General features: G+C 45.1%; 13 protein-coding genes. 5 read left to right on the top strand and 8 right to left on the bottom strand.

The annotated features are described in order from the left end of the window. Nucleotides 1-29 precede the first annotated feature (29 nt). From N836_RS61305 to N836_RS61295, 3 genes are all read left to right on the top strand, one after another. Nucleotides 30-1,154, top strand: a complete 1,125-nt coding sequence (locus N836_RS61305) for an aromatic ring-hydroxylating dioxygenase subunit alpha (RefSeq protein ID WP_023074741.1) — start codon at nucleotides 30-32, stop codon at nucleotides 1,152-1,154. Nucleotides 1,155-1,276: 122 nt separating this feature from the next. Next, a complete protein-coding gene (locus N836_RS61300) occupies nucleotides 1,277-2,560 on the top strand; it encodes an aminotransferase class I/II-fold pyridoxal phosphate-dependent enzyme (protein WP_023074740.1) in 1,284 nt (427 codons plus the stop codon). Between the two features lie 117 nt (nucleotides 2,561-2,677). Further along, entirely contained in the window at nucleotides 2,678-3,820 is a 1,143-nt protein-coding gene (locus tag N836_RS61295) for a hypothetical protein (protein WP_023074739.1), read from the top strand. Here N836_RS61295 and N836_RS61290 read toward each other — a convergent pair. Beyond that, a complete protein-coding gene (locus N836_RS61290) occupies nucleotides 3,799-4,902 on the bottom strand; it encodes a fatty acid desaturase (RefSeq protein WP_023074738.1) in 1,104 nt (367 codons plus the stop codon). The two genes, N836_RS61295 and N836_RS61290, sit on opposite strands and share 22 nt — an antisense overlap. 312 nt (nucleotides 4,903-5,214) lie before the next feature. Between N836_RS61290 and N836_RS61285 the strand changes: the two genes are divergently transcribed. Beyond that, nucleotides 5,215-6,186: an NAD-dependent epimerase/dehydratase family protein gene (locus tag N836_RS61285; protein WP_023074737.1), complete on the top strand. Its 972-nt coding sequence runs from the start codon at nucleotides 5,215-5,217 to the stop codon at nucleotides 6,184-6,186. A 49-nt stretch (nucleotides 6,187-6,235) separates the two neighbouring features. Further along, nucleotides 6,236-6,859 carry a hypothetical protein gene (locus N836_RS61280; RefSeq protein WP_023074736.1) on the top strand — a complete coding sequence of 208 codons (624 nt, stop codon included), beginning with the start codon at nucleotides 6,236-6,238 and terminating at the stop codon, nucleotides 6,857-6,859. Nucleotides 6,860-6,878: 19 nt separating this feature from the next. Here N836_RS61280 and N836_RS61275 read toward each other — a convergent pair whose 3' ends face one another. The 7 genes from N836_RS61275 to N836_RS61250 all read right to left on the bottom strand — a co-directional run. Further along, entirely contained in the window at nucleotides 6,879-8,051 is a 1,173-nt protein-coding gene (locus tag N836_RS61275) for a pentapeptide repeat-containing protein (RefSeq protein WP_023074735.1), read from the bottom strand. 135 nt (nucleotides 8,052-8,186) lie between these two features. Then, nucleotides 8,187-8,813: a Uma2 family endonuclease gene (locus N836_RS61270; protein ID WP_023074734.1), complete on the bottom strand. Its 627-nt coding sequence runs from the start codon at nucleotides 8,811-8,813 to the stop codon at nucleotides 8,187-8,189. Between the two features lie 95 nt (nucleotides 8,814-8,908). Then, nucleotides 8,909-9,607, bottom strand: coding sequence for an ABC transporter ATP-binding protein (locus N836_RS61265; protein WP_023074733.1), 699 nt, complete (start codon nucleotides 9,605-9,607; stop codon nucleotides 8,909-8,911). 18 nt (nucleotides 9,608-9,625) lie between these two features. Beyond that, nucleotides 9,626-10,867, bottom strand: a complete 1,242-nt coding sequence (locus N836_RS61260) for an FtsX-like permease family protein (RefSeq protein WP_023074732.1) — start codon at nucleotides 10,865-10,867, stop codon at nucleotides 9,626-9,628. A 221-nt stretch (nucleotides 10,868-11,088) separates the two neighbouring features. Beyond that, complete coding sequence (locus N836_RS61255; RefSeq protein WP_023074731.1) at nucleotides 11,089-11,595, bottom strand: GrpB family protein; 507 nt, start codon at nucleotides 11,593-11,595, stop codon at nucleotides 11,089-11,091. Nucleotides 11,596-11,710: 115 nt separating this feature from the next. Further along, a complete protein-coding gene (locus N836_RS73670) occupies nucleotides 11,711-13,603 on the bottom strand; it encodes a CARDB domain-containing protein (protein ID WP_023074730.1) in 1,893 nt (630 codons plus the stop codon). Nucleotides 13,604-13,622: 19 nt separating this feature from the next. Beyond that, the coding region (locus tag N836_RS61250; protein ID WP_023074714.1) for an IS630 family transposase at nucleotides 13,623-14,080 on the bottom strand (458 nt) is incomplete at its 5' end.

Here is a 14,080-nt window from a genome sequence, read left to right as displayed (position 1 = left end):
ACTCCAACCCTTATTTCTAGCTTTAGAAGATGGAAGCTTCTGCTGTTCTCAAAGGTCAACCCATATATCGGCGTGCGCGCGCTGTTGGCATTAACCCTAATTATTGGTATCCAGTCTTTTGGGCAGACCAGCTCAAACCAGGAAATGTAGTTTCTGTCCGGGTATGGCAATCTTCCCTAGCGGTCTATCGTGACACTGACGGGAACGTCAGTGCTTTAGCTGATGCCTGCCCACATAAGGGAATTGAACTACATCGAGGAGAAGTCCATGGCAACAATCTAGTATGTCCCTACCATGGCTGGGAATTTGACCATAACGGCCAGTGCGTCAGTATTCCCTACTTTCCCAAAGACCAAAAGCTACCCTGTGCCAAAGCTCGCAGCTATCCAACCCAGGAAGCCTATGGCATCATCTGGGTATTTCCAGGAGACCCTCAGTTAGCCGCGCAACAACCCTTACCAGAAGTGCCACAGTACGGCCAGCCAGGCTGGTTTATGGTTCGTATTCCAGGGCATTTTCAGGCCCATTTCTCCATCTGCAATGAAAATACGATGGATGTATTTCACGGATTTCTGCATAAGGACTTGCAAGGCTGGTACGACCCCAAGCTACTCAACCTGAAGCAAGACGAGAATAGCGTTACAGCCGATTACCAAGTCTCCTACGAAGGCTTTCTAAGCAAACTCCTGGGACTGGGAACTAAAGGCAGTGACAGTACCACTCGCACAGTCTCTATTCGCTATCGCTACCCCCATTATGCAACGGCACTAGAGTCGGTTTCTTCGCTATACCTGATGCGATTGCCCGTGGGTCCTACTGAGACAAAATCCTTTTCCTTATTGTTTCTAAAGCTGCCATTGCCCCAGTGGTTACTCAGTGGACCTTTAGCCAGGACGCTGGAAAAGGCGATTTTGAACAGTATTTTTCTCAAGTTTTTGCATCAGGACGTAGAAATGATGGAGAGTGAACAGCGGAATTACTCCATCGACCCGCACCGCGACTACGTCGAAGTGAATCCAGCAATTATTGCTCTACAGCGAGTTATTGTTGGTCAATATGAGCGTTTGGAAGTTCCTCCTTCATCTTCTTTAGAAGCGCCCAAAGAGTCTTCTAACCAACCATCTCAGGAGGCCAGTAACGGTATGCTTGTGTGATTCGCCCGCTTGGGGATACCCAAGCCCCGTTGCCAAGGCCTGTTGCCGGAAGCTAATCGGTTGGTTTTTAGCTCAGATCTTGGTTGATTGATATGCTCAATGTAGGTGATGAGGAGTAAATTGTGGAAGTCGTTAATGACTACGTGCAACGTTTACATGCAAGCGGGTTATACCCTGACAAGTTCATTTGCCACCAAAAAAATGGCAATCAAATAGAAATAGAAGAGCAGGGAACCGGCAGACGGCATCAGGTTCTGACGTTTTGTACCAACGATGTGTTGGGTATGGCCCAGGATGATGCGGTAACACAGGCTGCTATCGACTCCATTCGTCGCTATGGCACCTCTAACAGTTCTTGCTCAGTGCTAAGCGGTCGGATTGATTTGCACCGCCAGCTAGAAGAAGAAATTTCCGCTTTCAAACATTTACCCCATACTCAACTGTTTTTGAATGCATGGATGGCACTGCAGGCACTGATGGATGGCTTTTGCCATCTAGCAGTCCCTGTGTCAGGGTTTCAGCATACGCGAGAGACTATTATCTTTAGCGACGTGCTGAACCACGGTTGCATTATTGCAGCGGTCGTAAACGCCGATAATCGCTCTGGCAAAATGTTTGGCCACAGCCCTAAGGTGCGGGTCAAAGCCTATCGCCATTGCGATATGGATGATTTGGAGCGTAAGATGCGCCGCTATGTGCGACCTGATGATCGGGTGATCGTAATTTCTGATGCGGTCTTTTCGATGGATGGTGATGTGGTGCCTCTACCACGCATGCTAGACATCATGGAAGATTACCCTGGTAGTGTCGTCGTCATGGACGAAGCCCATGCTAGTGGAGCGATTGGTGCCAAAGGTGAGGGTATTTATGACCACTTTGGCATTACGCCTCAGTCGGTGATTGAACGGGGCATTGTGCCAATCATTATGACCACGTTTTCTAAATTTGCCGGTTCCGCAGGAGCGGCTATCAGTGCGCCTAACCGTGAGCTAATCGATTTATTGGATGTGTCCCCAACTTCCATTGGCACGATTTCTCTACCCCCACCGGTAACCGCCGCTGCTTTAGAAAGCATTCGTCAGGTGAGAAGCCACCCCGAGCGGGTATCGAAACTGCAGGCAAACACACGATATTTGCGTTCTAAGCTAATCGCTGCTGGGTTTGAAGCCATTGGTGAAACCAACGTTGTTCCTGTATTGCTGCCTCCCGACTTAGATCCTAAGTCGTTTACCCGTGCTCTGATGGAAGAGCACGGCATTTGGGTTTCAGCTATCTGGTTTATTGCTAAGCCCCGGCTACGGATTACAGCCAATGCATTGCACACCCAAGCTGAAATGGATCAGTTGGTAGAAGCAATGGTTACTGTCCGTCAGAAGCTCGGCGGTGCAGTTGTTCAATATGCATAAGTAAGAGCAGCAGGTAATGGGCAGTAGTTTGAGCGCTAGGTGTGCTTAAAATCTAGGCCCAAAAAGTACACTTGAAAGCGCTATCCTCCTGTCCACTGCCTGTTTGCGCCCAACTCCATGAGTAATTTTTCCATCAGGCCGGTCACTACCTCTAAAGACCAAGCTGATTTTCTTGCTGTCCCAGCTTACGTCTACCGTAATGATCCTCACTGGGTTGCTCCGATTGAGTCAAGTACAGCTAAGCAGTTTTCTGAGGAAAATTCATTTTTTCAATATGGAAGACTGCAGCAATTGATTGCTTATCAAAAGGATCAGCCTGTGGGTCGAATCGTTGCGGCTATCAATAATCGGCTGATCGAACGAGAGGGTCAAGCAATTGGGTTAATAGGCTTTTTTGAATGCATTGACGATCTCAACATTGGTCAAGCGCTTTTAGATGGAGCCACGAACTGGTTAAAGCAACAGGGGATGAGCGTAGCCCGTGGTCCCATTGATCTGTCGACTCACAATAACTGCTGTTTTTTAGCAGATGGATTTGACTCAGACCCGATGCTGATGATGCCTTACAACCCCAAGTATTATCTGGACATCATGGAGGCTAACGGCTGGCACCAGGCTAAGGATGCCTATGCCTATGATTTACCGTTGGATAAGCCTTTACCCAACAGCTTTGAACGGGGCTACAAAATTGCTCAGAAAGCAGGAATTAAATTTCGCACCATTCACACTAAAGGCGAAGCATTTGAGCAAGACTGTCGCCAAATTTACGAGTTATTTACCACTGCATTTGCCCATAACTGGAGTTCTAGTGCTCGCACCGAAGAGGAATTTATGATAGAGGCGCGAGAACTGCAGACTCTGGTGGATACGGATATTTTCGTGATTGCTGAAGATCCAAAAAAAGAGTCAGACAACAAAATGGTGGGCTTTTTTATGGCTCTACCGGACTACAACATTGCCCTAAAACATGTGAAGGGCAAGCTCAATATTTTTGGTATTCTCAAATTCCTTTGGTATCGTCGCAAGATTGACCAGGCTAGGGTGCTAGCGATTTGTACGTTACCAGAATACAGTCGCAAGATGGTGGCACTGGCAGTGGTGTATTTGGGAATGAAGGGGGGCACTGATAAAAAGCCCCCCTATAAGCGTTCCGAACTCTCTTGGGTGTATGAAGACAATATGCGATCGCGAAACATCATCGAGAGCACCGGAGCCACCATCTACAAAACTTATCGCATCTACGAAAAAGTGCTGGCCTGATTTTGGTCAAATGCTTGGATAGATGTCAGCTTATTCTTGTCAGAGTCCCACAAAATAAACTTAGAACAGTCAAGTACATCACTGATACGAATTCTCTTTACTTGGGAGAGCAAGTGACTATTTTTTTGATGACAAGCTTTGAGGTGATAGTTAGGAATTTTCTCGGACAGGTGATGAATATTGTGGTAGCTAATATCGGCAGTAAACCACTTTAAAATTGCAGGCACATCCAAATAACTACTTCCTTCAATAGCTCCGGTTAAATAGTCCCAACCGTCAGTTTTGTGGGCATAAGCCCCTTCAAAAATATGCTGAACGAAAAAGACATTAATAAAGATTGCCGCCGCTAGGGTCAACACAATTGAGTACACACTCAAGAAAAAGACTGGCCCTAGTAAATAACACAATAAAATCCAACCCCCTACAACAAAAATATTATTTAGGAGAACATCCCAAAACTCTGCTGCTGTAGACCAATGCTTAGGTTTATGGGATGAAATAATCTTTGATAGTCCAACACTTGCATCAGACTTCAAACAAGAAAAGGCATGGCGGATAAAGTCATAACTGCCCAAAAGCAGGATAAGTCTAGGTTTAAAGGCCAAATAGAAAAAACCGCCCGGAAAAACCATTAAAGGATGTCTGAGTAATCCATATAGTTTTTGGTCAAACGGAGTAAGTTTGGCGTACTCTGCAGTGGACAAGAAATCTCCAATACTGCGATAGCGCTCCCAATCACCGTTTGTTTTGTGATGATACGCATGGTCTCGCGACCACCAATATTGGGGCATCGCATTGACAAGACCAAAAATAAATCCAACAACTCGATTGACTTTTTTAGATCTAAAAAGTGAGCAATGTCCACAATCATGCATCAAAGAAAAGCAGCGCAATGAAAAAAGCACTAAAAGAATGATGATTGGAAGTATTAGCCAAATAGAAATTTGGGCGACTTTTGCGGCTAGAACCCATAGCAAGATGTATGGAATCAGCGTGTTTAAAACCTGATACGTGGCACGCCAATCATTGCTCTGCATATAGGGAGTCAGAACAAAGTCAGACTTTTCAATTGTTGTTTTCATTCAGTGGGACACTCTAAAAAGCATCCATTTCTAGGTAAGTATGTAAAAAAGCAATCCTTTATTCAGTGGTTCTTGGGTTTTAGGTAAACCAAAACTACTAACTTGAATAAATGAACTCAGTGATGATAGTTGAGTTATTAGCTAAAAATTTTCTGAGCTGTTTCATCTTAGCTGCTTTCTTGATGCAACGTCGTTAGCTATAGCGTCCATCAAAATGACGTAATTTCCGTTACGATAACAGCTTAGGCCCAGAGTCACTGGCGTTAGCTCACTTGGGTTTATCAAGTTTACTAAAAAGCATCAAGCAAACGCATGAAAGCACTGGTTACAGGAGCCAATGGCTTCACTGGCTCCCATTTGGTTAAGCTGCTCAACTCCCAGGGACATACTGTTATTGGCTTAGTTCGACGTACAAGCGATCTGTCGCGGCTCGCAGACATGGATATTGAGCTAGCCTACGGCGACATTACTGATGCAGCGGTACTTAAACAGGCTATGACAGATGTGGATGTGGTGTTTCATATTGCTGCTTGTGTTGATTTGGGTATTGTGGATGCGGCCAGGATGGAGCGGGTGAATGTGGAAGGGACTCGTACGGTCTTGGGGGCGATCAAGACTCAGACACATCCTCCAAAACTGGTTTATTGCAGCACCATTGGCATCTATGGCGATACGGCTGGTCAGGTGATCGATGAGACCTATCAGCGTACACAAAAGGGATTTTCGTCTGCCTATGACGAGACGAAGTTTAAGGCTCAGCAGCTGGTGAATCAGCATGTGGCTGATGGCTTTTCGGCGGTGAGTTTGATGCCAGGGGGGATTTTTGGGGCGGATGATCCGCACTTTGGGCCGGTGATTAAGTTGTTTTTGAAAGGGAGACTGCCTTTGTGGCCGGGATGCGATCGCATCACTGGCATCGTCCACGTTGACGACCTGGTTCTGGCCATGGTTCTAGCAGCTGAAAAAGCCCCCTCTGGCGAACATTTCATCATCTCCGCAGGCGAGCTATCCATCGGCGAAATGTTTAAGATTCTGGGAGATACAGCAGGAGTTAAAGCCCCCGCTGATGCGCCTAAGCCATTGGTCAGAGCCATCGGCGGCATTCTAGACCCCATTGGTAAAGTCTTTTCTTGGAATGCGCCTCTAAACAATGAGCTAGTCCACTACATCTATGACCGCTGTGTTCGCATTAGTGGGGAAAAAGCCATGAGGGACCTAGACTGGAAACCTCGATCGGTACCTGAAATTTTGATTGGCATTGCAAAAGAGAACCACAGTCAGTGAAGTAGTAAGCCTATACTAAGGTCAGGGCTTATTCCTGGAGTTGGGTTTCATGACTCAAACATTGGCTGTCACCACAGCGATTACTAACCTAAACGAGGCACATCAGCGTCTCAATCTACACCCTGTCAATAAAGCTGACTTCTTTTTTGAGTGGCAAGGTAAGTTACCAGAATTACACCAGGAAGAAATTGATACCCTCGACCGCCTGAAAGCCCGATATCGCTATTACCAGGCTGATGGTGCCATTACAGAAAGTACAGTGGATTTTATTCTGGTTTCTCCACTGTTAGAGCTTTTGGGACTATGTGATCCGCCCTATAAACTGCGCGGTGAAAAATATATATCTATTGAAATTGAAAATGGTGACACCTTACTTAAGGGCCTGATCGATGTTCTAGTGGTGCAAGATGGCTTTTGGTTGGTTTTGCTAGAAACCAAACGATATGGATTTAGCGTGATGCAGGCGTTACCTCAAACCTTGGCCTATCTGGCTAGTGCAAATACACCACAAGCATTTGGGCTGATTACAACTGGAGAAGATTTTCTGTTTATCAAAGCAGATTTACAAACCCGCAAGTATGATGTTTCGGATAAATTCACCCTGTCTACTCGTCGGGAAAACCAGCTCTGCCAAGTCACTAGAATTATGAAACTCTTAATTAGAGATAGCTAACTAGAATAAAGAGTTAACGTTATATTTTCTTGGCTTTTTGCCACTTTGAATTAAAAAAATCTTTATCTACCTCAGTAAATTCAATTGATGCAACCTCATTTTTAGAAATTTGATTCCATGAGCATCCAAGAATAAGAACCATATCGTTTTCTAGTAAGAGGAAACGACGATGCTCTTTCCCAAATTTCATTTTTTTAATTTCACCACCTTCTGCTGCCTTTTGAAAAAACACACTAAAACTTTGCCTGGAGGCTTTATCACTTGAAGTCAAAAATCTTACCTTTTCGGAAAATCTCACTCCATGGCTACTCAAATATTCTAAATTCTTAAGCGCTTTATCATTCAGATATGGATCGAAGATTGCTTCAATAACTGAATTACCTATTAGCTCAGAAATCTTTCTCAAATTCTCATTATTCTTGCCTAACTCTAAGCGTATCGACATAGGCCTTAGCAACCGATCTCTTTTCTGTTTATCTTGAATCAATCTAGAAAATTCACCCTTACCTAACTTTCCTTCTGCTGGAAATCGTTCCTTAAAATTTTCCTGTTGACAGAAAAAATCACATCGAACACTATCAAATTTTGAGCCCTGGCATTGCAGATTTTTTAGACATGCTCCTGTTAATTTTACATCACTAAAATTTGTCTCTAATGCCCTGACACCTGAAAGGTTTGTACTTGTAAGATTTGCCCCACTCAAATCTGCTTTCGTAATATCTATCCCACTTAAATCTGAGTTAGAAAAATCTACACTCCTAAAGTCAAAAGAATTGAAATAAGAGCTGCCAACTTCTATATTGAATGTTCGAGAAAACTCTGAAACCAATTCTGAAACTATAGTTGCAACAAGCCACCCAATTGCTCTTCCAATAGCTAGACGGACAGTTACTACAAATAAGAGAATAGCAATATAAGAGAAAAATAAAATTAAACTAGAATCAAAGTTTTCTAAAGAAGGCTTAAAGGCTGGGAATCTGCTAACCCACCAAAAAATGATTGAAGCAAATAAAGATATGAAAGGAATAGTAAAAGTTCTCGAGAATGCACATCTCAAAATTTTTCGATAAAACACTTCCTTTGTTAGAGAAATATCACTTAAGTCAATCTTTATATCTTGATTCTTTTGTCTCCATGTTTGCCAGCTATCAATTCCATAAGTGAGCTGCTCAAGATGCTCTACATTTGCCATTATTTTATTTTGAGTAGAGTTGGTTCACGAATGTGACTAAAAGAGAATAATTCCTGTCCTCTAGTTTTAGCTATCCAAAAATCGAAATACTAATAAAAATCAACAATCATTTAATGATAAAAACAGTTGGCAACCTTATTTTTTTCTAATCCACTGTCGAAATTGTTTAACCAAGGCGTTTTCACCCATGGATTGACTAGGGGTAAGAAACCGTAAAATATCTGCTGCGGTTAGTAAAGGTAACGCTCGACTATTGGACTGAGTAACGTACTCACCATCCTTCAAAACATATATTTTGAGGCACTTGCCATCGTAACGCCAGATTTCTGGAACTCCTAGAGCTTTATAGATGGCAAATCGATTCAGAGAACTGCTGGTAATATCAATTTCAACTGCTAAATCCGGCGGCGGCAATTGAGTTAAATCGATCTGCTCAATACCTCGAACTTGCGGTTCATTTTGGATGTAGTAACACTGATCAGGCTCTAACCCGCTAGCTAAATCTTCTCGATCACAAGTTCTAGAGCCCAAACTACGAATTTCTAAATCCAGCTCTTCGGTTGCCGCTTCAATCAACCGACCAATAAGCTTTTTAAACGTCTCATGGGGATCTAAAGGCATCCGAATTTCAAGAGTGCCATGATCATAGGTGAGACGAATTGCCGGTTCCTGAGCAAAATCATGAATCAGGCTTTGATAACTCTGCCAGCTAATATTTTGTAAAACCACACGATCAGGGCTTTGAATAAGAGTGGCAGTCATCGTGCGCTATGCCTCTGCAGCATTCATAGTTTTGCCAAAATGATAGCAACGATATCACTGGAATTGTTTGAAACACCAGGTGCCAAAGGACCTAATCAATGCAAGCCACTAACTAAACTGGATTGCTTGGCTAAAACGCCATCTTCTAAGTAAGTAATCTCATCAGCAGCATCGGTAATGCGTGGATCGTGGGTAATGATCAAGACCGTGCAGCCTTTATTCTTGGCCAAGTACTGCATTAGCTCAATCACATCATGACCTGTGGCAGAATCCAGCGCGGCTGTGGGCTCATCAGCCATAATCAGTTCTGGTTCGCCTGCTAGCGCCCGAGCGATCGCAACTCGCTGCTTTTGACCACCCGATAAATCGGCTGGCAGATTGTTGGCTCGATCGCCTAGGCCTACTTGTTTAAGCAGATCAAAAGCTTGTTCTTTGATGCCCAATCCTTTTTTATGCTTGAGCTGTAACGCTAGCTCAATATTCTCCAAAGCAGTGAGGGCAGGAAATAGATTAAAGCTTTGAAAAATAAAACCGATGTGGTCACGGCGAAACGCGGTGAGTTCTTTGGGTGATAGCTTTGTAATTTCTTGGCCCAGCAGATGCACTTGACCAGCCGTTGGCGTCAAAATACCTGCCAAAATCGATAGCAACGTCGTCTTACCAGATCCAGAGGGTCCCATCATTAGACGGATTTGCCCAGCCGGAATAGCCAGGTCAATGCCGTTGAGCACCTTGGTTTCAGTAGTGCCCGACATAAAGGACATTTGGATGTTATGTGCTGCGATCGCAACCATTAATTCTTTAACTCACACCTACGCCTTAAACACAATTCCCGGGTCCACTCGCGTCACTTTTTGAATCGCGAAAACAGCAGACCCAACACACATCGCAACAGTGATACCAAACACACCAACAGCACTAAGCGGTGTAATCAATACCACAATTCCTTGAGTCGCTGCTGTCCAAGTTCCTACACCCCAGCAGAGCAATAGGCCAGGCACGTATCCCAAAACTGCCATCCACAGCGACTGTTCCAAAATCACACTGTAGATATCCCAATCTGACGCCCCCATCGCTTTGAGCGTGCCAAATTCCCGTAGATTTTCAGAAACCGACGTATACAAAATCTGGGCCACCACCACCATGCCGACAATCACACCAACCAGCGCCCCTAATCCCAGAATAAAACCAATACCCGTGCGGTTTTGCCAGTAAGCCTGAGTGACACTAATCAGCTCATTTTTGGTAAACGCCTTAGTTCCTGATAACGAAGACTCGATACGCTGTTTAAGCAGTTGCAAATCTTCACCCGGAGCTGCTTTGACCAAAATATAGGTCACCGGAGAATCTGAATTTAGCGGTTCTGGATCGGTCACGTCAGCGTTGGCTGCATTTGGATCACGCTGATAAGCATTCACACAGGTGATATCACCATCGCCCAGCTGACAGGTTAACCCAGCCGAAAATCCAGAACTAATGTAGGCATTAGCATTTAATAACGACGTAAAGACAAATTTGCTGGAGACTAAGGACTGGGTATCGCGGGTAAACCCAACGACCATCACTGGCAGCTGACGAATACGAGCTGTATCCCCCACACCATCGATCCGAAATGAACGCATGTTGGTGCGATCAATTAGGGCCGCATAGGGGGCATTTAATGCTTGGATGGCTGCATTCGAAACCTGGCCAGGGCGAAATAGCTGACCATTAGGATCAAAGCCAAACACCCGCAGTGTCGTCAGTTTGCCGTCAGAATACCAGCGGCCTGAACCTATAGTCAGGGCTTCCACCCGAGCTACACCTTCAATATCTTGGGCTCGTTGCACCTGTACGTAGGGAAAGGGTTCGGTTAGCTCAAAATTGACGATATTTTCTGAAGCGATCCAAATATCGGCCGATGAACTATCGATCAGTAGTGTGGTAGATCGAGTAAATCCTTTGAGGATACCCGTTTGAATAGTGACTAAGCTGACAGCAAACATGATGCCCGCCTGAGCTACCAGAAAGCGTGGTAGATCCTTAAGTAAGTTTTTACGGGCTAACGAAACCATAATTCACGCACACCGTTGCTGATTGATGGGATAGATTGGTCTGAAATTGAGTGCTATTGATCAGGAACTTCCAGAACAAATCCTCGCGAGGAGCAGCAACACCTACCCTGTAAAAGCGGTTACCCGCAGTGGGATTATTCTAGCGGTAAACTAGCCAGCTCAGACTTGGCACAGGCTAGAAACAAAACTGGCCCATCGTCTTTTTATCAATGCTCTAGCCATTATTGGACCAGCTTCAAAGTCTGTTGAATAAATGGTCCTTTTGCCTGGGTATACGCTTCTCGGTCATATCGATAACTGGCCGCTAATGACTGCTTCAGGATGGCGTAGTCATTAGCGATTTTTTGGTTAGCACGTAGTAAGTCGCGAAAGCGAATACGATCCTGCCATAGCTGACTTTTGTAGGGAATTAGGTGTAGATGGTGGGTCCGAAATTCATCGGATGGTTTGCAGAACCAATGCATCACCTCTTTTTTATATGGAAAATATTGGTAACCATGGTTAACCAGGACATCAATGGCAGGTCGCGAGTCCTGTAAGGACTGCACCCCAAACATAATGTCAATTACAGGTTTGGCCAGTAGCCCTGGAACGGCGGTACTGCCTACATGCTCAACGCTACCCCATAGCCACTGACCAATATTGGTAATTAATCTGGTCTTTTCTGCTTCAAACTTGATAGGCCACTCTGAATGGTAAGCAGAAAGTTCTACAGGGGCCGATGCCATGGCAAATATGCCTGTATAAGTTATAAGTTGCGATCGCACAGGCTTTGGATCAACCACATTTGTCCAAAGCCCGTACAGTCACTACAGCTTAATCGATGGCATTAGAGAAATCACATTAGATATATTCAAACGCTGCTCCCGTCAAACTCAAGCCCGATGTATCTCCCTGGACAACAGCTATCAACTCATTCCCCTGGAAGATTCCAGTTCCTGGCAAACCAACACTTGGCGTCCCCAAGCTATAGTTACCCGCACTACCATGGAGCATAATTACATCCTCACCAGCTGTGTAATCAGCAATAACTGCATAGTCAGTCGAGCTTGTACTGTTGTAATAGCTTTGAGTAGTATCGCCCAGGATAAAGGCATCATCACCAAAGCCGCCAATCAGAATATCAATCTGATCGCCATTAACATTGAGGGCATTATCAAGGTCTACACCAATTAGCAAATCATCGCCGCGGTTTCCATTGACGATGTCGCTACCAGTACCGCCAATAACAAAATCATCACCACGGCCACCGCGTAGCTCATCGTCACCACCGAACCCTAAAATATCGTCATCGCCTCGCAAGCCCTGGAAAAAGTCAGCTGCATCGGTGCCCAAAAAGTCATCGCTGCCTCGCTGACCCAACTGTGAGGTGTTGTTAATAATCACATCGTCATAGTCCAGCAAGAAACCCGTATTACTGTTATTAGTCTCATTCGACTCATCAACGGCATTATTGGGGTCAATGAGCATCCCTACAAAGTAGGTTCCATCACCTTGCCAAAACGGATCATTGATCCCTGGCAGGGTCAGATCAACAGTTAGCAAACCGGTTGAGCCATTAGCCGTCACACTACCTAAGGTTGCTGTTCCTAGGAACTGATCGGCTGAGCTGATGATGTCATTGGTAGAGAGGTAGAACGATACATCAAACGCCCCAGATGCCAGCCCGCCTAAATTATTAATTTCAAACTCAAAGGAGAAGGTGTTGCCTGCATTTTGCGGCTCAAAAATCACATCGCTGACGGTGGATACCAAATCTGCTTTTTGAGTACCTGTAATCAACACAGAATCTTGGTCAATCAAGTTGCCTAGATTACTGTTATTAGATTCGCTCACCTCAGCCACTACATCATCAGAATCTACAATCATGCCAATAGTGTAAGTACCATCACCGCTCCAGAAAGGATCACCTGCAGGAGGCAGAGATAATTGCTGAGATAATGTAGTCGTCGAAGCATTAGCAGGAAAATTGGCAATGGTGGCATCACCAAGGAAGTAATCTGAACTACTGATAGTGGTGTTACTGGATAAGTAAAACGACACTTTGATCGGTTGACCAGTAGGGGCTCCACCAATGTTGCTTAGGATGTAGTCAAAATCAAAGGTTGCACCTGCCGTTAGTGGCTCTTGTACTACATTCGCTGATGTACCCACCAGGTCAGCCGCCGTGGTGCCACTGATAGCAAGGGTATCTCGATCAATCAGCTCACCCTGGTTGCTGTTGTTGGTTTCATCCGACTCCAACACTACATTGGCTGAATCGATAATCATGCCAATGGTGTAATCTCCATTGCCACCATTGGCTAACCAGTAGGCATCATTTACACCGGGTAAGGTCAGCTGTGATCTAAGTAAACCAGTCGAAGCTCCTGCTGCCAGGTTGCTCAGGGTCGTGCTACCTAAAAACTGATCCAGTGGGCTAATCAAGTCGTTGTCCGACAGATAAAACGAAACCGTATAGTTCCCACCCGTCGACGAGCCACCGATATTGCTAATGGAATAGTCAAAGTCAAAGACATTGCCAGCCAACTGCGGCTCAAGCACTACATTCGCTGATGTTCCTACCAGATCAGCCAATGTAGTGCCGTTAATCACAAGGGTATCCCGGTCAATCAGCTCACCCTGGTTGCTGTTGTTGATTTCATCAGACTCAAATACATCATCAGCTGAGTCGATAATCATGCCAATGGTGTAATCTCCGTTGCCGCCATTGGCCAACCAATAGGGATCGTTCACACCGGGTAATACCAATTCTCTATATACCAGCTACAGATAAAGCCTCTAGTATGGACGCTCGTCCAGTAATGGAGGCAATCGTATCGTTGGTTAAGGCAACTAATTGTTCTCGAATAAGCGCTCGGAGTTCATCTAAGGTTTTCGGTCGTGTCCACCGCAACCGTTTTTTGAGGTATTGCCAGACTTGCTCAATCGGATTGCATTCAGGCGAGTGAGCCGGTTGAAACATTAGAATCAGGTTGTCCGGCACCGTGAGTCGTTTGGCCTTGTGCCATCCGGCTTGGTCCACTTGGATAATCAAAATACTGTCGGCATATTCCTTGGCCACGAGCTTAAGAAAGCACTCAAAACAGTCGGTGTTGCAATGAGTGAACTCATAGAAAAAGTGCTCTCCGGTCGCCGGTTCAACCACCCCGTACAAGTAGGTGGCTTTGAACGTCCAATGCACGTTACCCACCGGCTTGACGCCACGGGCCG

The sequence above is a fragment of the Leptolyngbya sp. Heron Island J genome (assembly GCF_000482245.1).
GTDB lineage: Bacteria > Cyanobacteriota > Cyanobacteriia > Phormidesmidales > Phormidesmidaceae > Leptothoe.
Note: the sequence above shows the minus strand (reverse complement) of the source record. Positions and strands in the feature narration are given on the sequence as shown.

What these genes read in the sequence shown, in the direction of transcription:
- N836_RS61305 (WP_023074741.1), top strand. Translation starts at nt 30, where the DNA reads ATGGAAGCTTCTGCTGTTCTCAAAGGTCAACCCATATATCGGCGTGCG.
- N836_RS61295 (WP_023074739.1), top strand. Translation starts at nt 2,678, where the DNA reads ATGAGTAATTTTTCCATCAGGCCGGTCACTACCTCTAAAGACCAAGCT.
- N836_RS61290 (WP_023074738.1), bottom strand. Translation starts at nt 4,902, where the DNA reads ATGAAAACAACAATTGAAAAGTCTGACTTTGTTCTGACTCCCTATATG.
- N836_RS61285 (WP_023074737.1), top strand. Translation starts at nt 5,215, where the DNA reads ATGAAAGCACTGGTTACAGGAGCCAATGGCTTCACTGGCTCCCATTTG.
- N836_RS61280 (WP_023074736.1), top strand. Translation starts at nt 6,236, where the DNA reads ATGACTCAAACATTGGCTGTCACCACAGCGATTACTAACCTAAACGAG.
- N836_RS61275 (WP_023074735.1), bottom strand. Translation starts at nt 8,051, where the DNA reads ATGGCAAATGTAGAGCATCTTGAGCAGCTCACTTATGGAATTGATAGC.
- N836_RS61270 (WP_023074734.1), bottom strand. Translation starts at nt 8,813, where the DNA reads ATGACTGCCACTCTTATTCAAAGCCCTGATCGTGTGGTTTTACAAAAT.
- N836_RS61265 (WP_023074733.1), bottom strand. Translation starts at nt 9,607, where the DNA reads ATGGTTGCGATCGCAGCACATAACATCCAAATGTCCTTTATGTCGGGC.
- N836_RS61260 (WP_023074732.1), bottom strand. Translation starts at nt 10,867, where the DNA reads ATGGTTTCGTTAGCCCGTAAAAACTTACTTAAGGATCTACCACGCTTT.
- N836_RS61255 (WP_023074731.1), bottom strand. Translation starts at nt 11,595, where the DNA reads ATGGCATCGGCCCCTGTAGAACTTTCTGCTTACCATTCAGAGTGGCCT.